20 protein-coding genes are annotated in these 23,148 nt (G+C 57.5%); 5 read left to right on the forward strand and 15 right to left on the reverse strand.

The window, feature by feature from the left end; all coding sequences use genetic code 11:
- Window positions 1-46: 46 nt before the first annotated feature.
- From M495_RS02015 to M495_RS02070, 12 genes are all read right to left on the reverse strand, one after another.
- On the reverse strand, window positions 47-775 hold the full coding sequence (locus M495_RS02015; protein ID WP_020824997.1) for a proteasome-type protease: 729 nt from the start codon (window positions 773-775) through the stop codon (window positions 47-49).
- Between the two features lie 75 nt (window positions 776-850).
- Window positions 851-1,645, reverse strand: a complete 795-nt coding sequence (locus M495_RS02020; RefSeq protein ID WP_020824998.1) for a transglutaminase family protein — start codon at window positions 1,643-1,645, stop codon at window positions 851-853.
- A complete protein-coding gene (locus M495_RS02025) occupies window positions 1,642-2,571 on the reverse strand; it encodes an alpha-E domain-containing protein (protein WP_020824999.1) in 930 nt (309 codons plus the stop codon). Before M495_RS02025 ends, M495_RS02020 begins: the two co-directional genes overlap by 4 nt.
- Entirely contained in the window at window positions 2,565-4,001 is a 1,437-nt protein-coding gene (locus M495_RS02030) for a circularly permuted type 2 ATP-grasp protein (protein ID WP_041415185.1), read from the reverse strand. The genes M495_RS02025 and M495_RS02030 overlap by 7 nt, the downstream gene beginning before the upstream one ends.
- Before the next feature lie 245 nt (window positions 4,002-4,246).
- Window positions 4,247-7,228, reverse strand: coding sequence for a non-ribosomal peptide synthetase (locus M495_RS02035; protein WP_020825001.1), 2,982 nt, complete (start codon window positions 7,226-7,228; stop codon window positions 4,247-4,249).
- A 207-nt stretch (window positions 7,229-7,435) separates the two neighbouring features.
- Window positions 7,436-7,822, reverse strand: coding sequence for a 2-iminobutanoate/2-iminopropanoate deaminase (gene ridA / locus M495_RS02040; RefSeq protein WP_020825002.1), 387 nt, complete (start codon window positions 7,820-7,822; stop codon window positions 7,436-7,438).
- A 157-nt stretch (window positions 7,823-7,979) separates the two neighbouring features.
- Complete coding sequence (pyrI, locus tag M495_RS02045) at window positions 7,980-8,444, reverse strand: aspartate carbamoyltransferase regulatory subunit (protein WP_020825003.1); 465 nt, start codon at window positions 8,442-8,444, stop codon at window positions 7,980-7,982.
- 12 nt (window positions 8,445-8,456) lie between these two features.
- Window positions 8,457-9,392 (reverse strand): aspartate carbamoyltransferase, encoded by a 936-nt coding sequence (pyrB, locus tag M495_RS02050; protein WP_020825004.1) that lies wholly within the window; start codon window positions 9,390-9,392, stop codon window positions 8,457-8,459.
- A 313-nt stretch (window positions 9,393-9,705) separates the two neighbouring features.
- Complete coding sequence (locus M495_RS02055) at window positions 9,706-10,710, reverse strand: FecCD family ABC transporter permease (protein WP_020825005.1); 1,005 nt, start codon at window positions 10,708-10,710, stop codon at window positions 9,706-9,708.
- Window positions 10,710-11,666, reverse strand: coding sequence for an ABC transporter substrate-binding protein (locus M495_RS02060; protein ID WP_020825006.1), 957 nt, complete (start codon window positions 11,664-11,666; stop codon window positions 10,710-10,712). Before M495_RS02060 ends, M495_RS02055 begins: the two co-directional genes overlap by 1 nt.
- 235 nt (window positions 11,667-11,901) lie before the next feature.
- A complete protein-coding gene (locus M495_RS02065; RefSeq protein ID WP_020825007.1) occupies window positions 11,902-12,690 on the reverse strand; it encodes an ABC transporter ATP-binding protein in 789 nt (262 codons plus the stop codon).
- Window positions 12,691-12,709: 19 nt separating this feature from the next.
- Window positions 12,710-13,951 (reverse strand): amino acid deaminase, encoded by a 1,242-nt coding sequence (locus M495_RS02070; protein ID WP_020825008.1) that lies wholly within the window; start codon window positions 13,949-13,951, stop codon window positions 12,710-12,712.
- A gap of 193 nt (window positions 13,952-14,144) precedes the next feature.
- On the opposite strand from M495_RS02070, the gene M495_RS02075 reads away from it, so the two are divergent.
- Genes M495_RS02075 through M495_RS02085 form a run of 3 tightly spaced genes read left to right on the forward strand, consistent with a single transcriptional unit; the run spans window position 14,145 to window position 16,902 of the window.
- Window positions 14,145-15,008 (forward strand): MurR/RpiR family transcriptional regulator, encoded by an 864-nt coding sequence (locus M495_RS02075; protein ID WP_020825009.1) that lies wholly within the window; start codon window positions 14,145-14,147, stop codon window positions 15,006-15,008.
- Window positions 15,009-15,046: 38 nt separating this feature from the next.
- Entirely contained in the window at window positions 15,047-16,507 is a 1,461-nt protein-coding gene (locus M495_RS02080) for an N-acyl-D-amino-acid deacylase family protein (protein WP_020825010.1), read from the forward strand.
- Window positions 16,504-16,902, forward strand: coding sequence for a RidA family protein (locus tag M495_RS02085; protein WP_020825011.1), 399 nt, complete (start codon window positions 16,504-16,506; stop codon window positions 16,900-16,902). The genes M495_RS02080 and M495_RS02085 overlap by 4 nt, the downstream gene beginning before the upstream one ends.
- Before the next feature lie 236 nt (window positions 16,903-17,138).
- Here M495_RS02085 and M495_RS02090 read toward each other — a convergent pair whose 3' ends face one another.
- Both M495_RS02090 and argF read right to left on the reverse strand, forming a co-directional pair.
- On the reverse strand, window positions 17,139-18,707 hold the full coding sequence (locus M495_RS02090) for an ABC transporter substrate-binding protein (RefSeq protein ID WP_020825012.1): 1,569 nt from the start codon (window positions 18,705-18,707) through the stop codon (window positions 17,139-17,141).
- Between the two features lie 202 nt (window positions 18,708-18,909).
- Window positions 18,910-19,929, reverse strand: coding sequence for an ornithine carbamoyltransferase (gene argF, locus M495_RS02095; RefSeq protein WP_041414153.1), 1,020 nt, complete (start codon window positions 19,927-19,929; stop codon window positions 18,910-18,912).
- A 163-nt stretch (window positions 19,930-20,092) separates the two neighbouring features.
- On the opposite strand from argF, the gene rraB reads away from it, so the two are divergent.
- Both rraB and miaE read left to right on the forward strand, forming a co-directional pair.
- Window positions 20,093-20,521: a ribonuclease E inhibitor RraB gene (gene rraB / locus M495_RS02100; protein ID WP_020825014.1), complete on the forward strand. Its 429-nt coding sequence runs from the start codon at window positions 20,093-20,095 to the stop codon at window positions 20,519-20,521.
- Window positions 20,522-20,620: 99 nt separating this feature from the next.
- Entirely contained in the window at window positions 20,621-21,385 is a 765-nt protein-coding gene (miaE, locus tag M495_RS02105) for a tRNA isopentenyl-2-thiomethyl-A-37 hydroxylase MiaE (RefSeq protein WP_020825015.1), read from the forward strand.
- A 24-nt stretch (window positions 21,386-21,409) separates the two neighbouring features.
- Here the strand turns inward: miaE and M495_RS02110 are convergent, their stop codons facing one another.
- The gene (locus M495_RS02110) at window positions 21,410-23,017 is read right to left on the reverse strand and encodes a GMC family oxidoreductase (protein WP_020825016.1); all 1,608 of its coding nucleotides are present in this window, start codon (window positions 23,015-23,017) and stop codon (window positions 21,410-21,412) included.
- Between the last annotated feature and the right edge of the window lie 131 nt (window positions 23,018-23,148).

The following is a 23,148-nucleotide window of genomic DNA, read 5'->3' on the forward strand; positions in this document are numbered from 1 at the left end:
GGTAAGTCAGCATATGTAGGGGCTCAGCATGCTGAGCCCGCAAAACCTACAGTTGCAGCGGCGGCAACTGTTTGAAAATACTGACCAGCCCTTCGCCCCAGCCTTTACGGATGGCGCTAAAATGCGGGTGATCTTCGGTGATACGGTACTGCTGCGCACTGCTAAAGCTGTCGCGCGGGTAGATCATCACGTCGAGCGGCAGGCCGACCGACAGGTTGCTGCGCAGCGTCGAATCCAGAGAGATCAGCGCGCACTGCATCGCCTGTTCCAGCGGGGTGTCGTAGGTCAGTACCCGATCGATAATCGGTTTGCCGTATTTGCTTTCGCCAATCTGGAAATAGGGCGTATCGCGGGTGGCCTCGATAAAGTTACCCTGCGGGTAAATATGGAATAGCCGCATCTCTTCACCGCTGATCTGGCCGCCGAGCAGCAGGCTGCAGCTAAAGTCGGTCGTGCTGCCGCTTTGCTGGGCTTCGCTGTCGCGTTGGATCACTTCCCGCACCGTTTCGCCCACCAGCGTGGCGGCTTCGTACATGCTCGGTGCGTTCAGCAGGTTCAGGCGTTCGGGATCTTTGCTGCGGCGCTGTAGCAGGCTGATGATGCTCTGAGTGGTCGCCAGGTTGCCGGCGCTTTGCAACACCAGCATGCGTTCACCGTCCTGCTGAAACACGTGCAGTTTGCGGAAGGTGGAAATATGATCCACGCCGGCATTGGTGCGCGAATCGGAAGCAAAGACCAGCCCGGAAGACAAGCGCATGGCCACACAATAGGTCATACCACAATCCCTCAAAACGATACTGGCACGCCGCCAACCGCCAGCGTGCCGTAAACCTTGGTTTTCGGCAAGAGGCTACTGGCCGGTTGGCATCATCTGCACTTCGGCGATGGTCTGCATGTTCTCGCAGCCGCCGCCGAGCCGCATCCCGCGTACCGGGCAGGCGTCGAGATAGTCGATGCCTACCGCCAGCTTAAGGTGTTGATTCGGCAGGCGGGTATTGTTGGTGACGTCAAAGCTGTGCCAGCGGTCGTCGACCCAGGCCTCGGCCCAGGCGTGGGTGGCGACGTGGGCGGAGTCTTCGCTGTAAAGATAGCCGCTGACATAGCGCGCCGGAATGTTCAGGCTGCGGCAGCAGGCCAAAAATACGTGGGTATGATCCTGACAGACGCCGGTGCCGGTCGCGAATGCCTGTGCCGCGCTGTCGGTGACACTCGTTGACCCTGGGGTGTACGGCATTTTGAGCAGCAGCTCGCCCATCAGATTTTCCAGCCCGTCCAGCACCGCCTGCGGTTGGTAGTAGCGCAGGGCGAAGGCCTGGATCGCGCTGTCGGGTTGGGTCAGCGGGCTGTGGCGCAGGAAGACCAGCGGCGACAAATGCCCCATCACCTGATCTTCGGCACCGTCTTCAATTTCCACCACGCCGTGGGCCTGAATGCTGATGGCCTGGTGCGGGTGATCCAGCGTCAGCACGTGCAGCACGTTGCCGAAGGCATCGGTGGTGCGCACCGCATCTTCCGGCAGCGTCAACTGCCATGAAATAATGCGCTGATGCTCCGAATCCTGCGGCGTCAGGCGCAGATACTGAGTGCTGCGCTGCACCTGCTGGGCATAGGTATAGTGGGTGTTGTGCTCAATGTTCAGTTTCATTGCGCCTCCAGATAAGTGTGATGGATGCTCTCCGCGATGCCGCCAATCTGGCCGAGAAACGCGTCCAGCCAGTCGTTCAACCCGACCTTGTTCAGATCTTTCATGCTGCTAAAGCGCAGCTCGGCGTGCAGCGTATGCGCCAGCCGGCGCGGCTGATTGGCACTGTTGCCGCCAATTTGCTCCAGCTGTTGCACCAGATCGCCGACGCAGGCCAGCAAGGAGCGGGGGATTTCATTACGCAGGATCATCAGTTCGGCAATGGTGTCCCGACTGAGCTGCTGCTTGTAGATGCTGTGGTAGGCTTCGCGTGCGCTCACTGCACGCAACAGCGTGTCCATGCGGTAATATTCGCGCACCGGGTCGCCGTCGCTGTCCATCAGCGAGTTCTTGACCCCTAACAGACGGGCAGTGCTGTCTGCGCGCTCCAGCAGGGTGCCGAGACGGATAAAGCACATGGCGTCGCTGCGCAGCAAAGTGCCGAACATCGCACCGCGAAACAGGTGAGAACGTTCCTTCACCCAGTCGAAAAAGCCATCCGCGCCCACTGACCCTATGCCCTGACGGCGGATCAGCTTCATTTCGATCCAGGTGGCGTTGATGCATTCCCAGACCTCGGAAGACAGGCTGCCGCGCACCGCATGGGCGTTGTTCCAGCCCATTTGCAGGCAGCTGTAAATGCTGCTGTGGTTACGGCTGTCGAGCGCAAAAAAGCTCACCAGATTGGCCATCGTCAGGTCTGGGTAGGCGGCGGCATACAGCTGTCCGGTACTGGTCAGATTGAGCGGTACCTGCAGATCCTGATCCTCGCTGTCGCGGATCGGCATCATCGACAGCTTGTTGGTGACGTCGAGCACCCGGGCGATGCTTTCCGCCCGCTCCAGATAGCGGGCCATCCAATAGAGTTCACTGGCAGTTCGGCTCAGCATGCGTCGTCCTCCAACACCCAGGTATCCTTGGTTCCCCCGCCTTGCGACGAGTTGACCACCAGTGAGCCTTGCGCCAGCGCCACGCGCGTCAGGCCGCCTGGCACCAGGCGGATTTCCGCGCCGCTGAGGGCGAACGGCCGTAAATCGATATGTCGCGGCGCCAAGCCGTCGTTGACGAAGGTCGGGCAGGTCGACAGCGCCAGCGTGTTTTGCGCAATGTAGTTATGCGGCTTGGCCAGCAGCAGGCTGCGGAAGTGAGCGATTTCGTCTTTGGTCGCCGCCGGGCCAATCAGCATGCCGTAGCCGCCGGCACCGTGTACCTCCTTCACCACCATCTGTTCCAGGTTCGCCAGCACGTACGACAGTTCATTCTTGTGGCGGCATTGCCAGGTGGGCACGTTATTGAGGATCGGCTCTTCCTGCAGGTAAAAACGCACCATGTCCGGCACGTACGGATAAATTGACTTGTCGTCGGCCACGCCGGTGCCGATGGCGTTGGCCAGCACCACGTTGCCGGCGCGGTATACCGACAGCAGGCCCGGCACGCCGAGCATCGAATCCGGGCGGAATGCCAACGGATCGAGGAAGGCGTCGTCCACCCGGCGGTAGATCACATCCACCTTGCAAGGCCCGGCGGTGGTGCGCATAAAGACCGCCCCGTCCTTGACGAACAGGTCGGCGCTTTCCACCAGCTCAACCCCCATCTGCTGCGCCAGGAAGCTGTGTTCGAAGTAGGCACTGTTGAAGCGGCCCGGCGTCAGCACCACCACGGTAGGATCGTTGATCGGCGAGCTTTCACGCAGGGTTTGCAGCAGGTGCGACGGGTAGCGCTCCACCGGCGCGATGCGTTGCTGAGCGAACAGCTCCGGGTACAGGCGCATCATCATTTTGCGGTTTTCCAGCATATAGGAAACACCGGACGGGGTGCGCAGGTTGTCTTCCAGCACGTAATACTGGCCGTCACCGTTGCGTACCATATCCACGCCGACGATGTGCGCGTAAATATTGCGGTGCAGATCGACCCCTTGCATGCAGGGTTGATATTGATCGTTGGCCAGCACCTGTTCCGCCGGAATGATCCCGGCTTTCAGAATGTGTTGTTGATGGTAAATATCGTGCAGAAAGGCGTTAAGCGCCTGTACGCGCTGGCGGATACCGCGATCGAGCATCGCCCACTCGCTGGCGGGTATGATGCGCGGTACGCTGTCGAACGGAATCAAGCGCTCAGCGCCGTCATCCTCACCATAAACGTTAAAGGTAATCCCCACCCGGTGAAACAGCAGCGCAGCCTCTTCCCTCTTGCGTTGAATGGCCTTTTGGTCAGCCTGTTGCAGCCAATGCCAGTAAGCCTCGTAGTGACCCCGGTGCTTACCCTCAGCCAGAAGCATCTCATCAAAAAACGGTGAAGCAGACAGATCGATATTTAGCATCATCACCTCGTCGACATTGCAGGCTGTATACAGAACCAGCATAAAATGTGCCAAGGTGATAAAGGGGCGAAAATGGCGCGAAAACGCCGGCTCGCGGCAGGAAATGGCCCGCTTTGGGTGCAACCAAAGCGGGCGCTGCCTTAAAACGGGGCAAAACTGCGGCGCGTGTGGGTTGACTATGAGCAGTGATGGCGCAACTCACCGGGCAAAGGACGCGGGCGGGCCCTGAAGACCCGCCCTGGTATTTATACCTGCAATGCTTGCTGCGAAGTGCCGATAGACTGCCGCAGATAATTCAGTAGCATTTGCCGGGTAAACCGCGGTTCTTCGATCCCGCTGTGCCGCAGGAAATGCTGCAGGTTGCTGCAATCCCATTGGTAGGTATTTTGGTAGAGCTGCACCGTCGATTGCCCATTCACCATATTGTCCCTGAACAGGCTGAGCAACGGGTAGAGCGGTGCATTAGCGTCGTGTTCCCACTGTGCTCGCCATTGATCGAAAGGCAGCTGTCGGAAACGGTAGCCACACTCGCGCTCCAGCAGGCGGAAGAAGGCTTGTAGCGTCAGGTTATTCTGGTGCTGGTGGATCAGGTTGAATTTCTTCCCTAACGCCTGAGGGTTGCGAGTGATATGGGCAATGGATTGGGTCATATAGTCCACCGTCGTCAGGCCCTCGCGCAGGTCTTGCAACACCGGCTGGGTGCCGCTGGTGATACAGGTTTTGACTAGCCGTCCCCACCATTGGTAGCTGGCGCTGACGCCGGTTCGGCTGTGGAAGGTGGCGTACCCCAGACGGAAGGTCATTAGTGGCAAGCCTTGCGATGCCGCCAGATCGGCAATTTTCTCCATTACCCATTTGCTGCGGACGTAGCCGATATCGGTGATCACCGCCGGCAGGTTCTGATCTATGTCGTCACTTTCCAGCATCACCCGTTTGCCGGTATGCAAGTGCCCCCAGCTGTAGACCGAAATCGTCGACATCAACATCAGTGGTTTGGTGCGTCGGTACGCGGCAAAACGAATGATTTCGCGCAGGCCCTGCACATTATCGCGTTTCATATAAGAATAGGGCTGGATAAAGTTCACCGCACTTGCCGAATGATAAATGATATCGATCCGCTGGCTGAGTTCACGGAAGTGCTCAGGTGACAGGGCGAAATCGTGCTCGGCCACGTCGCCGGGGATCAGATGGACGCGCGCGTACTGCTCGGCGGATAAAGTAATCTGATAGCGATTCAGGATCTCGTCGAGTCGTTGCTGCGGGGTTATCCGGCTGCGCTGCCGCACCAGGCAATACAACTCGGCACGGGTTGTGGCGAGCAACTCTGCCAGCAGATGCGCACCGACAAAGCCGGTGGCGCCGGTGAGCAAAATGGCTTTGGGGTCGCTGACCTGTCGCACATCATAATCCGGGTTGATGGTGATATCTGCAGGCAGCCAAACATCGTCTTGCAGAGCACGTACCGGTTCGCTGTCCACCGTCGGCAGTGCATGGCCGCTGCGTTCATCCAGCGCCTGCGACAGACGGTTTATCGTCGGATATTCATAAATATCGCGCACATAGACTTTGACTCCGATTGTGTTATCGATGGCCGTCGCCAGCTTTGCTGCCAGCAGTGAATGGCCGCCGATGTCGAAAAAGTTGTCTTCGGCGCGGATATTCGCCGTCCCCAATACCTGGCTCCAAATAGCGGCAATGATCTGCCGGCTGCCGGTCAGCGTCTCTGCTGTCGGAGACTGATCCGTGCGGGAAAGGGCCAACAGCGCGGCCTTATCGGTTTTACCATTGGCATTGATCGGCATGCGTTCCATCACCAGGAAGCTGGCGGGCAGGAAGTATGAAGGTAACATTTCTTTCAGCTGCCGCTTCACACGTTCGACCAACTCGCCGTCGTCATTGTCAGCCGCCAGAAACGCCACAATCTGTTTGTTTGCCGGATCCTGGGGTTGGGTGGCAATAGCGACAGCCGCCTTCACTCCCGCAACCTGCACCATAACGCTTTCTATTTCGCCCAGTTCCACGCGGTTACCGCGGATTTTGATCTGGTCGTCTAGACGCCCGAGGTATTGAATGCGTTGATCCGGTAGCCAGCGTGCCCGATCGCCGCTGCGGTAGAGGCGTTTACCGGCAAAATGCACCGGGGTAATAAACTTTTCTGCGGTGAGCTGTGGGTCATTCAGGTAACCACGAGCCAGGCAACGGCCACTGATATAAAGCTCGCCAGCCTGTTGGCCACTCACCGGTTGCAGATGATCGTCGAGAATGAAGATCTCGGTGTCTGCCACCGGTCGACCGATAGTCGCGGCCGTGTTTTGTGTTGCACAAGTGACCCGATTCCAAGTGGCGAAGATGGTCGCTTCAGTGGGGCCGTAGTAATCCACCAAGGGGTAACTCACTCCACGGAGATCGATCGGGTTGAGTTTTTCCCCGGCGGTAAACAGGTAGCGCAGCGCCAGGTTTTCTGGCTGTGGCGCGCCGACGATTTCAGCCACCAACACCGTGGGCACGAAAGCATGGGTGATCTGGTGGTCTGCGAAGAAGTTGAGCAGGGCAGAGGGCTGCAGTCGGGTCTCTTCTTGCGGCAAATATAGCGTGCCGCCGCTGAGCAATGCTGCCCAGATTTCCCACTGAGCCACATCAAAGCCGATACCGGCTATCAGCGTGGAACGGCTTTCATGGCTCATGGCGAATTTTTGATTATGCCAGAGAATAATATTCAACAGTGAATGATGTTCAATCATCACTCCCTTGGGCTTGCCGGTAGTGCCAGAGGTGAAAATAATATAAGCCGTTGCATCACTCTTGGGATTTATTAATTCAAAAGGAACCAGTTTATCTGATGTAATATTATCAATGGTAATAATTTTCACATCGGGGTTATTTATTTCAAAAGTAATTGATAAGTTACTCAATATGATTAATTTTGACCCGCTTTGTCTGACAATATCCAGAATTCTTTTTTCAGGATATCGGGCATCGATGGGGATATAACTTGCTCCAGCTTTGATAATCGCCAGGATACCTATCAGCAATTCCGGCGTGCGCAGCGCGACTAATGGCACGTTGTCACCGGGGCTAACGCCCTGCCGTTGCAACTGACCGCAGAGTTGGTTGCTGGCTTCATTTAACTGTCGGTAGGTAATACGTTGATCGTCACTGACGATCGCCAGTGCTTCGGGGGAATAAGTGACCTGTTGGATAAAATAATCCAATATGCTTTGAGCCATGGGATATTCTCCTGAGATAATTAGTCTGGTTAATAAATCACAAGAAATCATAGCCTGGCCGGGCGAAAATAATTATAGACGTATTTTTAATGTGGAATTGTAAATGTGGGGAGGGTAGGTCTATCGTTATAAAATAATTGAAATAATAAAAATACTAAAAATAAAAACGGCCAGCCTGGGCTGACCGTTGGGCGCGTGATCGCGGTATTAGCGACGAACGGCGATGGCTTCGATTTCGATTTTCACGTCTTTCGGCAGACGGGCCACTTCAACGCAGGAACGGGCCGGGAACGGCGCGCTGTGCTCGGTGAAGAAAGCTTCATAAGAGGCGTTAACGGTAGCGAAGTCGTTAAGATCTTTCACGAAAACCGTGGTTTTCACGATATCGGCCACTTTCAGGCCGGCGGCTTCAACGATCGCTTTAACGTTTTCCAGCGACTGGCGAGCCTGAGCGGCAACGTCGTCGGCAACGGCGCCGGTTTTCGGATCGACCGGGATCTGGCCGGAAGTGATGATCATGCTGCCCAGATCAACGCCCTGCACGTAAGGACCAATGGCTGCCGGGGCGAGTTCAGTGCTGATGTTACGTGACATTTTTTCTCCTGATATACCCTTCGTCTTTCAAATCGCAGCGCGGTGGGCTGCGTGGCTCTCCGTAGCGTCGGGCCCGGTATTCGGTGCCCCTACGGGGTTCCCATTATAGGCAGTCACCGGGAGAATAACAGCCTCATCTCCCGGCCGCCGGCCGAACTCAGTCCGCCTGCAAGACCACCTGATGCTCGAACTCTTTTTCGCAGTAGCGGCATTTCAGGTGTACGTCGCCGTCGCGGGATTTCACGCTAAAGCTGGAAGACACCGGTTCGCTGCGGCTGATGCAGTTGCTGTTCGGGCAGGTCAGCACGCCGTCGATGTGATCCGGCAGGCTGAGGGTCAGCTTGCGTACCACTTCATAATTGTCGATGCGGTTAACCGTGGCTTTCGGCGCGTACATGGCCAGTTGGTTGGCCTGTTGCTCCGTCAGGAAGGTGTTTTCGATTTTGATCAGGTCTTTACGGCCCAGCTCGTTGGAAGGCAGGTTCAGGCCGATGGTGATGCGCTGGTCGGTGGCGGTCAGCTTGAACAGCGTCAGCAGCTTAAACCCGATCTGTGCCGGAATATGGTCAATCACCGTGCCGCACTTGATCGCTTCAACCTGCAGTTTGTTATCGTGAGTCATGACGGTTCCCCCTTAAAGAGCCAAATCTGCGTTTAAAACCAGCGCCAGCAGCGCCTGACGGGCAAAAATGCCGTTACCCGCCTGCTGGAAATAGTAGGCGTACGGCGTTTTGTCCACGTCGGTAGTGATTTCGTCAATACGTGGCAGCGGGTGCAGCACCTTGAGGTTGGCGCGTGCGCCGGCCAGATCCGCTGCGCGCAGAACGAACTGCGCCTTCACGTTGGCGTATTCGGAAGGATCCAGACGCTCTTTCTGCACCCGGGTCATGTAGAGAATATCCAGCTCGGGGACCACTTCTTCAATGCTGCTGTGCAGGCTGAACTCGATGCCTTTCTCTTCCAGCATTTGCAGGATATAGGCCGGCATTGCCAGCGCGTCCGGCGCGATGAAGAAGAAGCGGTTGCCTTCAAACTTGGCCAGCGCCTGCGCCAGTGAGTGCACGGTGCGGCCGTATTTCAGGTCGCCGACCATGGCGATATTGATGTTGTTCAGGCGGCCCTGGGTTTCCTGAATGGTGAACAGGTCGAGCAGCGTCTGGGTTGGGTGCTGGTTGGCGCCGTCACCGGCGTTGAGCACCGGGATGCCGCCGGAGAATTCGGTCGCCAGGCGCGCCGCGCCTTCCTGCGGATGACGCATGACGATGGCGTCGACGTAGGTGCCAATCACCGAGATGGTGTCGGCCAGCGTTTCGCCTTTCTTGCCGAGCGAGGTGTTGCTGCCGTCGGCAAAACCCACTACCGAAGCGCCCAGACGGTGCATCGAGGTTTCAAACGACAGGCGGGTACGGGTCGAGGCTTCAAAGAAGCAGCTGGCGATCACCTTGTGTTTTAGCAGCTCGGGTTGCGGATTGGCTTTCAGGCTGGCGGCGGTGCGCAGCACCAGCTCCAGATCCTCGCGGCTGAGATCGTTAATAGAGATGATATGTTTGTGATACAGCGGGTTGGCCATTTTTCACTCTCCTCGACTCGTGCCCGTGGCGCGGGGCTTTGAACAGATTTTTCAGGCAAAAAAAAGCCCCTCAACGAGGGGCTTGAAACGATCGGTTTAGCAACAGGAGAAACAACGGCAGTTGGCTGCCGATTGGCAGTCGGTTTTGTCGGTTGTGGCTAACAAAACAAACGTCGTTTTTCATGCTTTCTCCTGGCAAATTGTCGCGCATTATACTCGCGCCTTTGTCCACTGCAAGCGCTAAAACGCCGATTTTTGTCATTTCGCAATCGATTGGCTGGTGGCCTTTAGCCGCATGGCAGAAAATTTACCTTCAGTGGGCTCGGCGCAGCAAAATCACCAGAACGAAAACGCCGCCCAGCCCGGCGGTAATGATCCCGATGGGCAGCTCTTGGGGGGCGGTGATGACGCGGCTCAGCAGATCGCCAGCAGAGAGCAATATGGCCCCTAACACCCCGACCAACGGTAGCAGACGCCGGTGACGTACGCCGGTAAAAGGGCGCGCCAGATGGGGAACCATTAAGCCGACAAATCCTATCACCCCGGTCAATGCCACCAGTAATGCCGTCGCCAACGAACAGCAAAGAAACACTTCCGTGCGCAAACGGCGGGTGTTGATGCCCAGCGTGCCGGCGGTCTGTTCGCCCGCCAGTAAGCCGTCCAGCGATCGCCAGCGCAAGGCAATCAATACCACCAGCAACAGCAGCGCTATCAAGGCAAAAAGCACATTATCCCAGCGGGCCAGCCCCAGCCCGCCCAGCGTCCAGAATAGTACGCTACTGGCGGTACGCTGATCGCCGGAAAAAACCAGATAGTTGGTGAAGGCCCCGAATAAAAAAGAAACCGCCAGCCCGCAGATAATCAGCTTTTCGGTGCCTTTTTGCGATTGAGTCATAAAAATAACCAGCACCACGGCAGCAGAGAGCATGCCACCGGCAAAGGAAGACACCGGTAACGTCCAGGCCCCGAGGCTATCACCGAGACGGGTCATCACCAGCACCACGCCGGCGGAGGCGCCAGAGGAGAGGCCAAACAGAAAGGGATCGGCCAAATCGTTGCGGGTTGTGGTTTGCAACAGCGCGCCGACCAACGCCAGGCCAGCCCCCGCCAGTAGCCCAAGCAAGGTGCGTGGCAAACGCAGTTCCAGCACGATGCTTTTGATCATGGGGGGTACATCACCCGGGACGATGCCCAGCGCGCTTAACACCTGGGCAAGAGAGAGCGACACGCTGCCTTGGGCGACATTGGCGAAGATTAACCCTGCCAATAACAGCGGGGCGAGGGTCCAGGCCAGCCTGAAACGTATTTTTTCCGACATCAGCTAACAGCGGCAGGATAAAGGGCCTGAGCCAGTTTGTGGATCGCCTCAATATTGACCGGCCCCGGTGTTAACGCCTGGTATTTCAATTTCAAATAGCGGTGATGAACCACTGCCGGGGTTTGCTTCATCAGGGGGTGTTGTTCAAGGAAAAGCTGCCGCGCATCGATGCTGTCGGTGGGCTCAGCCTGATAGTCCACCAGAATGATAAATTCAGGCTCTGTCGCCGCCACGCTTTCCCAATTGGTGTTCACCCAGCTGGTGTTCAGGGTATCCATCACGTTTGTTGCCCCAGCGGCTTCAATAATCGCCGTCGGCATGGCGTAGGCCCCGCTGGTGTAGGGCTTTTCTTCGCCAGAATCATAAAGGAACACCCTGACGGGTTTTTGCGTCGCAATTTTTCGATGGATATCTGCCACCTGACGTTGCCAGCCTGCGACCAGCTTTTCCGCCTGTTCCTGTTTACCAAAGACTTTGCCGAGCCTGATCATATCGTCGTAGAGCAAATCCATACTGGCCCGCGGCCGATGGTTGTCGACGTGGATGCAGCTTTCACTCAGCACCAGCGTTTTGATATTGAATTTTGCCAGCGCTTGCGGGGTCACTTCCCCACGAAGACCATAATTCCAGCCGGCGAAGAACAGGTCTGGACTGGCAGCGAGAAGGTTTTCGATCGTCGGGTATTTGGGGGCCAGTTCAGGAATGGTTCCCTGCTGCTGCGTGAATTCAGGGATGTTTTTGTACCAGCCGGAGATCCCTGTCACGCCGACGATAGAAGGCTGGAGCTGCAGGGCAAAGGCCATTTGCGACATATTGATATCTTGAATAATGGCACGCTGTGGCGGGCGTTCAAAGGTCAGGGGCTGGCCGCAGTTGTCCACCGTAACCGGGAAACCAGAGGCCCCGGCGCTTGCCGCGGTGAATGCCAGTAACGCGGCGAGGGTTAACTTTTTCACATCGACTCCAGATTCATTGCACCGAAAGGCTATTGATTGGGCATTACCGTCGGTTGTCTGGCCTGGCGTCAGTGGGGCGGAGGAAGGTCATCCCACTCGGGTAATCCCGTGGGCAAAACGGCAAAACCGAAGTCAATAACCCGGTTTATTGGAAACGGGGCAACATACCTGAATAATTCGTATGACAAATATAGTTAGATCAAACAATTGTCGATTGTGGCGAATATCGCGGGGATTATGTCGGTAAAGCCTCGAAGAAACGCACAGCTTCGCCGCTTTCCGGATGACGAACCTGCAGCGTTCTCATGCCAAACACCTGTTGCAGGTGCGCCGATTCCAGCACCGTTTCAGGGCGGTCATAACAAAGGATTTTCCCTTTATTGATGATCATCACCTTATCGGAAAAGGGTTGCACCAGCTCGAGATCGTGCAGCACTTTTATCGTGGCTATCTTTTTTTCATGGATCAGCGACAGCAGTTGATGTCGGGCCAGCGGATCGAGATGGTTAGTGGGTTCATCAAGCAATAACAGCACCGGCTGCTGCGCCAATGCTCTGGCGAACCCGGCGCGCTGGCGTTCACCGCCTGAAAGCTTGCCCAGCGGGCTATGTTGCAGGTGGCCGATACCCACTTCCTCCATCGCTTTTGCAACTATCAGCGCGTGTTGAGATGGCGAATGATCGGCCAGCCAGGGCAGTCGTCCCAGCGCCACATACTCGCTAACCTTAAGCCGTAAATCCGCATCATCGTGCTGGCTCAGCAAGGCGATAGCGCGGGCGCGTTGCAGGGGTTTTAAGCTGGCTAGGGGCGTTCCCTGAAAGAGAATTTCGCCTTCGGTCGGCTTGAGCTCACAGGTCAGTAGCCGCAATAGCGTGGATTTCCCACTGCCGTTCGGGCCGATAATGGTAACGGATTCACCGGGTTGAATACTGAAGCTGGCCCGATCAATTCGCGGGGCTTTCCCTGGGGTCGTCAGAGAAAGATTCTGCACCGACAGCAGGCTGTCGGTGGGCAGGCTGGTCATGAAATATCCTTTTCCGAGCTCAGAAAAATGTCTCAATGGTTTCTATAACGTTGTAATTATCATCAATCACCAACAGCGTCTTCCATTTATCGAAGGTCAGACAGGGGTGAGAGGTGGCAAACACCAGTATATCTCCAACCTGCACCGGGAAGTCTGCCGGGCAGCTTAACATGGCGTGCTGGTCCATAATCCCCTGGGTGGTTAACTGCTGCACGCCACTGTCTTGCCGAACCCCGTTGCGGTAATGGGCGATCGGCTGCGGTAATCCGGCGTCGAAAGCCGCGTCTCGCTTGCCAAAATTGACGATAACCCGGCCCGGCTCCGGCACCGACTGTACCAGCGCTATCAATTCCAATGCCGAGGTTAGCTCCCCCGCCAGATCGCAGGCGTAGCTATCGCGGGCCAGCACCGCATTTTGCGCGTCCTGATAAATTCCCCGATCGTGGGTGATGTAACAGCCGGGGCGGATCACCCGACGGCAGTTTTCCGGCAGCGACTCTTCACCCCAAACGCGGCAAACCACGTCATACCAGGAAGAGCCCGCACCGGTGAGGATTGCTTCTTCACCGCTGAGCAGACGTTGCCGGTGCAGTTCACGCAGCAAGCCGGCGGCGTCACGCAGGAACCGTTCGATTTTACTCTGGGCGTCGTCGCCGTGCATCACGCCTTCATATAGCTCGATACCCTGCAGGCGCAGCCCTGGCAGCCCGGCAATATCCTGCGCCAGTTGCTCGGCTTGTGCCACGCTACGGCAGCCGCAGCGGCCACCGGGCACGCCCAGTTCCAACAGGACATCCAGGGTTTGCCCATGCTGGCTGAAAAACGCCGAGAGGGCTTGCGCATTGCTCAGGCTGTCGATGCAGCAAAGGAAAAGGGTGGAGGGATGTTGCGCTTTCAATTCGGCCACGAGTCGCATATTGGCCTTGCCGACCAGTTGGTTGGCCATCAGTACCCGGGGGACGCCCGCCTCCATTGCCACCTTCGCCTGCCAGGCTGAACCGACGCCCACCGCCCAGGCGCCCTGGGCTACCTGACGCTGGAAGATCCAGGGGGTCATGGTGGTTTTACCGTGCGGGGCCAGCGAGACGCCGCGTGCATCGGCATAGTTTTGCATCCAGGCGATATTGTTTTCCAGGCTGCTGAGCTTGATCACCGCGGCCGGCAGGCAGACATCTTCGTTAAGCAGGTTTGCCGGCGCAGACGGGTCACTGCGCAGCACGGCGGCCTTATGGGTAACGGTGAAATCTTTTTGGTATTTCATAACATTATCCTTTGGGTGCTCTATCTTTTTTAAATTGGGGTATCTTGATTTATTTATTTGATTTTAATTGGATTTAAATATTATTTTTTGATTTTAGGGTACAAAGTATCATTTTTAACGCTGATTTTTGTGTAGTCTTCCACTGTTTTCTTGCATTGTAAATGACAAAATTTAATCACTATGGGGTGAGGCGATGGGGGTGGATATCGACATTATCTCGCGCATTACAGAGCTTTTTATTGAGCTGAGCAGCGCCGAAAAACGTATCGCGCAATTCATTCTGGACGAGGCGGACGCGGCGACCGCTTTGCCGATTGCCGAGCTGGCCCGACAGGCCAACGTCAGCCAGGCCTCGATCACGCGCTTCGCCAAAACGCTGGGCTGCCGTGACGTGCGTGACCTTAAGGTCAAGCTGGCGCAGTCGTTGGCGGTGGGGCAACGGTTTATCCATGAAGAACCGGACCTGGAAGGGATCCAGGGGATTTACGAAACCATCATCAATGTCCTGACGATTAACCGCCGGACGATCGACGAGCCGGCGCTGGCCAAAGCGGTGGAGTGGCTCAGCGACGCGCGGCAAATTCTGGCCATTGGCATGGGGGGCGGTTCGACCATTTGTGCCGCTGAGGTACAGCACCGCCTGTTTCGGCTCGGGCTGCCGGTGACCGCGCAAAGCGACGGCTTGCTGGTGCGCATGATGGCGGCGGCGGTGGCCAGTCAGGATGTGGTGGTGGCGCTGTCGCTGGGCGGCTACACGCAGGAAGTGGTGGAAAGTGCGGCGATTGCTCGCCAGTACGGGGCCAAAGTGGTGGCCATCACGCCGGCAGGAACGCCGCTGGCGGCGCAGGCCGACGTGCTGTTGGCGCTGGTGGTGCGGGAAAATGATTACATCTATAAACCCAGCACTTCGCGCTACGCCATGTTGGCGATGGTCGACGTGCTGGCGACGGCGCTGGCCATGGCGAATAAACGCCAGTCCCGGGACCGTCTGCGTCGCATCAAGCTGGCGCTGGACAGTCACCGTGGAGGAGAAGATCGGCAGCCGCTGGGGGACTGAGTCGCTGCCCCAAGACACTAACCTGAGGATGATGATTCATGCGGTATCAGTATCTGATTAAAAATGTCACGGTGATCGACGGCAGCGGCGGGCCGCAATACCGTGCCGATGTGGCGGTGAAAGACGATCGGATTGCGGCGATCGCACCCGCCATAGAGGCTGAAGCCGAGGTGGTGATCGACGGCCGGGGGCGGGTGCTGTCGCCGGGGTTTATCGACGTACATACTCACGACGACACCAATGTGATCCGCATGCCCGAGATGCTGCCGAAGATATCTCAGGGGGTGACAACGGTGATTGTCGGCAACTGCGGCATCAGTGCTGCCGGGGCGGTGATCAAAACCAGCGTGCCCGATCCAATGAACCTGCTGGGAGAAAAAGCGCATTTCGTTTACCCCACGATTGCCGATTATCGTCAGCAGGTCGAGGCCGCGACGCCGGCGGTGAATGTGGCGACGCTGATCGGGCACACCACGCTGCGCAGTAACCAGATGGACGACCTGTTTCGCCCGGCTAATGCCGAGGAAATCTGCGCCATGCGTGAGCAGCTGCGTGCCGCGTTGCAACAGGGCGCTTTGGGTCTGAGTACCGGCCTGGCGTATGCCTCGGCGTTCTCTGCCCCCACGCAAGAGGTGATGGCATTGGCGGAAGAGCTGGCGGGTGAGCAGGGGATTTACACCACTCACCTGCGTTCTGAATTTGAGCCCATACTCGAGGCAATGGAGGAGGCATTCCACATTGGCCGCCATGGCCGGGTGCCGGTGGTGATTTCGCACCACAAATGCGCCGGGGCGAAAAACTGGGGCCGCACGCAGGAAACGCTCAAGCTGTTCGACAAGGTGCGCCAGACGCAGGACGTGTCCTGCGACTGTTACCCTTATTCCGCCAGTTCATCGACGCTGGATTTAAAACAGATCACCGATGAGTTCGATATCGTCATCACCTGGTCCGAACCGCACCCGGAGATGGCGGGGCAATCCTTGCGGGACATCGCCGGGGCCTGGTCAATGAGCCTGCATGAGGCCGGCAAACGGCTGATGCCGGCGGGGGCGATTTATTACAACATGGACGAGCAGGATGTGCGCCGGGTATTGCGCTATCCGCTGACCATGGTGGGATCGGATGGCTTGCCGAACGATCCGATGCCGCACCCGCGCCTGTGGGGCGCTTTTCCCCGCGTGCTGGGCCACTACAGCCGCGATGAAGGTTTGTTCCCGCTCACGGTGGCGGTGCACAAAATGAGCGGTATGTCGGCGGCGCGTTATCAACTGCCGCAGCGTGGGCTGATCAAAACAGGGTACTACGCCGATCTGGTATTGTTTGACGCATTGAAAGTGAAAGACAGCGCGACGTTCAGCCAACCGCAGCAACCCGCCGCAGGGATCGACGCGGTGTGGGTGAACGGCGTACTGAGTTATCAACATCAGGCCGTGACCGGCCTGCGCGCCGGGCGGTTTTTGTGCCGTCAGGGCAACACAATCGACAGGAGCAAGGCATGACGATCAAAAGATACGGCATTGACGGCGGAACCGGGACCGGTGGGCAGCATCTGCCCTTTTCCCGCGCGGTAGAAGCCGGTGGCTGGTTGTACATTTCCGGCCAAACGCCGATGAAAGACGGCGAAGTGGTGGAGGGGGGGATTATCGATCAGTCTCGCCTGGCGATCCAAAACTGCCTGGATATTATGGCGGAAGCGGGATATGGCCTGGAAGACGTGGTGCACGTTAAGGTCATTCTGACTGATGCGCGTTACTTCCAGTCATTCAATAAAGTCTTTCGCGAGTTCTTTGCCGCTCACCCCCCGGCACGGATTTGCGCGGTCGCCGATCTGGTGGTGGATTGCAAGGTTGAAGTGGATATCACCTGCTATAACGCCGCACGTATTCCCCGCTAGAGCGCTTGCCGATTAAAGGGGGGGAAGCCACCCTCAGACCGCAGACAAACCCGCATAAGGGTTAAACCGGTAGGGGTCGAATATGTCGACCCGATTTAACCGATTGATTATGCGATAGGGCGCAGCATGCAGCGCCCTTACTACGAAACTTGGGAGCACTTTGCCAGTGGCCTTAGGGGAAAAATCTCCCTTAATCATCATTTCACCAGGCGGTGGAGCTCCGTGGCGCGAGTCGGTTATTTGCTGACGCGATCGTAGTAGACCATGTCGGCGTTCAGACCCTGCTGATAGCCTTTGACGTTATCGCGCAGCACCACTTCGGTTTTCGCCTGATCGATAAAGACATACGGAGAACTGCGTTGCAGTTCTTGCTGCATGGCAGTGTACAGCGCGCTGCGCTTGGCGGGATCGGCTTCGGCCACCGCCGCCAGCGTTTGCTGGTTCAACTGTGGGATCTGCCAGCCGTTGAGGCCTGCGACCGTGCTGGTCTTGCCGTCGTTATAGGCGAAGGCGCTGGCGTTGGAGTGGGCGTCGAAATAGTCCGGGATCCACAGGCGGATCGCCGCCTGATGCTGTCGGGCGCGTACCCGCGAATAAACCTGGCTGCCGGCGGCCGGCAACAGTTCCACCTTCACGCCGCCTTCGGCAAAGCTGGCCTGCAACGCCTGAGCAATAGTAATAAACGGCGGTTTGTTCTCGACGTCCAGCGTCAGCGAGGCATTGGTGATACCGGCCTTGGCCAGAATGGCCTTGGCTTTGGCCGGATCGAAACTGAACGGATTGTCTTTCAGCGCGCCCGGCAAGCCGACCGGCAGGAAGCTCTGGTGCACAAAATACTGGCCCTTCAGCAGGTCTTTAGTGATGCCCTGATAGTCGATCAGATAGCGCGCCGCTTCCCAGAACGCCGGGTTTTTCAACAGCGGATTGGCGGTATTGCCGGTGTTGAACACCAGGTAATTCTGCTCGGCAGAGGGGATTTCCAGCACCTTCACGCCCTGCTGATTTTTCAGCGCCACGGTTTGGTCCGGGCCCAGTTCGCGCGCCACATCAGCGTCACCTTGCTGGATCAACAGGCGGCGAGTGGCGGAGTCCGGCACGCTTTTAATGATGATGCTTTTCAGCAGTGGCTTGCTGCCCGGCGACGTCGGGTTGGCGTCCAGCACAATCGCCTGATGCGGTTGATAGACGCGCATTTTAAACGGCCCGCTGCCGGCGGAGTGCATTTTCAGCCAGGCATTGCCGTAGTCGCCGTCTTTGGCGTTAGGCTGCACCGCCTTGCTGTCGACGATCGAGGCGATCGGCGTGGAGAGAATATTCAGCGCCACCGCAGGACTGACGTTCGCCGTCCAGCTCAGTTGCAGGCTGTGGTCGTCGATTTTTTTCAGCTGTGCGTCGATGTTGTCCGGCTGCCAGCCGAGAACGTTGAGGATAAACGCCGGTGACTTGTTCATCTTCACCGCGCGGCTAAAGGAAAAGATCACGTCATCGGCAGTCAGCGGGTTGCCGGAGGCGAAGGTCGCCTGCGGACGCAGTTTGATGGTCAGGGTTTTGGCCACGGCGTCGCCCTGCCAGCTTTCCGCCAGCACCGGTTCCACTTTCGCCGGATCGTCGCGATCCGCCTGCACCAGCCGCTGATACAGGCTTGGGACGGTCTGGATACTCGACAGCTCGTTGGCCTCCGCCGGATCCAGGCTGACGATATCGTCGAGCGATTGCACGACCACCAGCGTATTGGGCGGGGTGGCGGCCAGCGCGGAGGAGGACAGGGCGGCAAGCATTAACAGCGGCAGGACTTTGGCTTTCATCGATGTTTTCCCTTGAATGTACGGCAAGAAATTATTGTTATCGTTTGTTTTCACGGCGTTTTCGCCGCCAGAATGCCACGGTAGAGTCTTTGTCGGCGGCTGACAAAGGCCAATCGGCTATTTGATATGCTTAAAATATATTAGACGGAAAAGGCGGGAGGGGGACGCAGCGTGCTGGATCACTGCGCCCCGGCAATGCAGATTAAAACGTTTCGCTCAGGGTGGCGACTATCACCGCCTTGATGGTGTGCAGGCGGTTCTCGGCCTGATCGAACACCACGCTGTGTGCAGATTCGAACACCTCATCGGTGACTTCCATGCCGCCGTGCAGCCCGTATTGTTCGGCCATTTGCTTACCGAGCGTGGTCTGGTCGTCGTGAAACGCCGGCAGGCAGTGCAGGAATTTGACGTTCGGATTGCCGGTCAGTTTCACCATCGCCATATTGACCTGATAAGGCTTCAGCAGCGCGATACGCTCCTGCCAGGTTTCTTTCGGCTCGCCCATCGATACCCACACGTCGGTATACAGAAAGTCCGCGTCCTTCACCCCTTCGGCAATGTCTTCGGTCAGGGTGATCTTGGCGCCGGTCTGTTTCGCCAATGCCTGGCACTCTGCCACCAGCTCCGGCTGTGGCCAGCAGGCCTTCGGCGCCACCAGTCGCAGGTCCATGCCTGCCAGGGCGGCAGCTTCCAGCAGGGTGTTGCCCATGTTGTTGCGGGTGTCGCCAAGGTAGGCGAGCTTCACCTCGCTCAGCGGCTTGCCCGGTAGGTGCTCCTGTACGGTCAGCAGATCCGCCAGCAACTGGGTCGGATGGAACTCGTTGGTCAACCCGTTCCACACCGGTACGCCGGCATGGTTGGCCAGGGTTTCCACCAGCGCCTGACCATAACCGCGGTATTGAATACCGTCATACATCCGGCCCAACACCCGGGCGGTGTCTTTCATCGACTCTTTATGGCCGATCTGGCTGCCGCTTGGGCCCAGATAGGTGACCTGAGCACCCTGATCGAAAGCGGCAACTTCGAAAGAGCATCGGGTACGGGTCGAGTCTTTTTCGAAGATGAGCGCAATGTTTTTGCCCTGCAGGTGGCGTTTTTCCTGGCCTTTCCGCTTGGCCTGCTTTAACTCGGCCGAAAGCTGCAGCAGCGCCTGAAGCTCCGCCGGGGTGAAATCCATTAACCTTAGGAAGTGACGTTTGTAGAACGGGTTTATGCTACTCATTGCCGTGTATCCTGATTGTTGTTATTGAATTAAAATTCACTTTATATGTATGAATATTCAATTTCAACCCCGTGGGAGAAATCTTTCACGTTTATCGTGGAAGCAATGCCGACGGTGTGTGAAAATAGAAGGAATACAGGCCATTTGACTTGAGGATATAGGCATGGCAAACCGCGAACAGCTAGAAGAACAACGTGAAGAGACCCGCCTGATCATCGAAGAACTGCTGGAAGACGGCAGCGATCCGGAAGCGCTCTACACTATCGAACACCACCTTTCTGCTGAGAAGTTTGAAGTGCTGGAGCAGGCCGCCGTTGAAGCCTTCAAGTTGGGCTACGAAGTGACCGACGCCGAAGAGCTGGAAGTGGAAGACGGTACCCTGGTGATGTGCTGTGACGTGATCAGCGAAATCGGTCTCAACGCCGAGCTGATCGACACTCAGGTAGAGCAGCTGGTGGCGTTGGCGGCACGTTGCGGCGTCAACTACGACGGTTGGGGCACCTACTTTGAAGATCCGAACGGCGAAGAAGGTGACGACGACGAAGAAGAAGGTGACTTCATCGACGAAGACGACGACGGTAAACGCCATTAATTAATCTTGTGGGCCGGCGCTCGCCGGCCCCGCCTATCCCGCCGTTTTTCAAGCCGCAGCGCTAGCTGTAACTTGAAATGCATAGGGCAGTTGAAGCAGATGAAATACCAATCCCTGTTAGCCCCCATTTTAAACTTCCTGCATTGCGAAACCCCAGACGCCTGGATCGACGCCGCCCGTCGTCCGGAAAACCTGCCGCTGTTGCTGACCGACCATATGGTGTGCGAGCTGAAAGCGGCGCAAACCGGCATGTGGCTAATTCGCCGTTACGTGGCAGACAAGGAGAGCGGCGATGCCTTGTTGGCGCTGCTAAGGCCTTATGAAGCATTTCTGCATGAAGCGCAGGGCGTGCCGGAAGCCTTGTTCCAGCAAAACAATTTCACCCGCAAGATCTTGCCTAAGAACGGCTCGGCCTACGGCCAGGATCTGGCGGACAAGATGGTGTTGCTGATCAAAGAAGAGCTGCATCATTTCTCGCAGGTGCTGGAGATCATGCTGGCGCGGCAGATCCCGTATAAGAAGATCACCGCCAGCCGCTATGCCAAAGGCATGATCCGCGAGATCCGCACCCACGATCCGGCCACGCTGATTGATAAGCTGATTTGCGGTGCCTATATCGAAGCCCGCTCCTGCGAGCGTTTTGCCCGGTTGGCACCGCATCTGGACGACGAGTTAAACCGTTTCTACGTTTCGCTGCTGCGCTCCGAAGCGCGCCACTATCAGGATTACCTGCAGCTTGCCGAACAGATAGCCGGTGGCGACATCAGTGAGCGGGTGGCCTATTTCGGCCGCATTGAAGCAGAGCTTATCCAAACGCCGGACAGCGAGTTCCGCTTCCACAGCGGCGTGCCCGCCTTCGCCTGATAGCCGGGCGCCCGCGCAACTCAGTTACGCCGGTGCGCCCAGCAGCAAATCCACCGCTTTTTCCGCCAGCATAATGGTCGGCGCATTGGTATTGCCGCTGGTGACCTGCGGCATCACCGAGCAGTCGATCACCCGCAGTCGCTCAAAACCGTGCACCCGCAGTTGCAGATCGGTCACCGAGTCCTGCGGCGATTGGCCCATGCGGCAACTGCCTACCGGGTGATACACCGTCTTGCAGAAGTTGCGCACAAACTCCTCCAGCTGGGCGTCATCGTTCAACCATGCCGGCTGCGGCATCAGCAGATCTTTGATCAGCGGCTTGAGGGCCGCGGTTTGCAGGAAGCGCAGGCCGAATTTCACCGCGCGCACGCTGCCGGCCAGATCTTCCGGATGACCGAGGTAATTGGCGTGCAGCTTCACCGGATCGCGCGGATCGCGGCTGCGCAGCAGGACTTCCCCTCGCGCCTTGGGCTGCAGATAACCGACCTTGAGCGTGAAACCGTGGATATTGGGCAGCGGTTCGCCGGGCACATCGTCCCAGCTGTCGAGCATCGGCAGGAAGTGGATTTGCACGTCGGGCCGGCCGTCACCCTGGCTGTCGGTGAAGGCGGCACCTTCCAGTACGTTGGAGCTCAGCACGCCGCTGCGAAACGCCAGCCATTCGGTGCCGTGGCGTAGCGCCTGCAGCCCGCGATCGGCACCGTAGAGGCTGATCGGTTGCTGGGTGCTGACGTTGATCGACATATGCAGGTGATCGTGGAAGTTCTTGCCCACCGGCAGATCGGCGAGCGGGGTTATGCCCAACTGTTGCAGATGTTCGCGTGGCCCAATGCCTGACAGCATCAGGATCTTCGGCGATCCTACCGCGCCGGCGCTGAGGATCACTTCCTTTGCCGCATGCGCGGTGACTTCGGCACCGCCGTTTTGGCTATACACCACGCCGGTGGCGATGTTGTTGTCCAATACCACTCGGTGCACCAGCGCATTCAGTTTCACCACCAGGCGCTGTTCGTTACGCACCGCTTTCAGGTAGGTGCGTGCAGTGCTGGCGCGCTCGCCGTTATGGGTGGTGGTCTGGTAGAAGCCGACGCCGTGCTGGCTGTCGCCGTTGAAATCGTTGCGGTAGGGCAGGTCCAGCTCCTGGCCGGCGCGGATAAACGCCATGCTGAGCGGGTGTCGGTAGCGGTTCTCGCTGACCGGCAGCAGGCCCTCACCGCCGTGATAGGTGTCGGACAGGCTCTCGTTGGCCTCGGCACGTTTGAAATAGGGCAGCACGTCCTGATAGCCCCAGCCGACGCAGCCGTAACGTTCGGCCCACTCGTCGTAATCCTGCCGCTGGCCACGAATATAGATCATGCCGTTGACCGAGCTGCTGCCGCCCAACACCTTGCCCTGGGCGATCTGCATGCGGCGGTTGTTGGCGTGCGGCTCGGGTTCGGTTTCGTAGGGCCAGCTTTTTTTGGCGATGATTTTCGCCACGCCGGCCGGCATCTTGATGAATAAATTATTGTCGTCGCCACCGGCTTCCAGCAGTAACACCCGCGCCTGAGTGCGGCGGATCAACTGCGCTGCCAGTACGCAGCCGGCGGAACCTGCGCCGACAATGATGTAATCAAAAGCATTTTCCGACATGACTGCTCCCTGTGCGATTACGGCATGAGCCTGTCATGGCAGAGTATCGCAAGCGGGCGGTAGGTCAATTTCAAATCGTTAATTTGTTAATGAATATCACATAAATTGTTTTTAATTTTTATCAACTAATT

It is taken from the genome of Serratia liquefaciens ATCC 27592, from assembly GCF_000422085.1.
GTDB classification, from domain to species: Bacteria; Pseudomonadota; Gammaproteobacteria; order Enterobacterales; family Enterobacteriaceae; genus Serratia; species Serratia liquefaciens.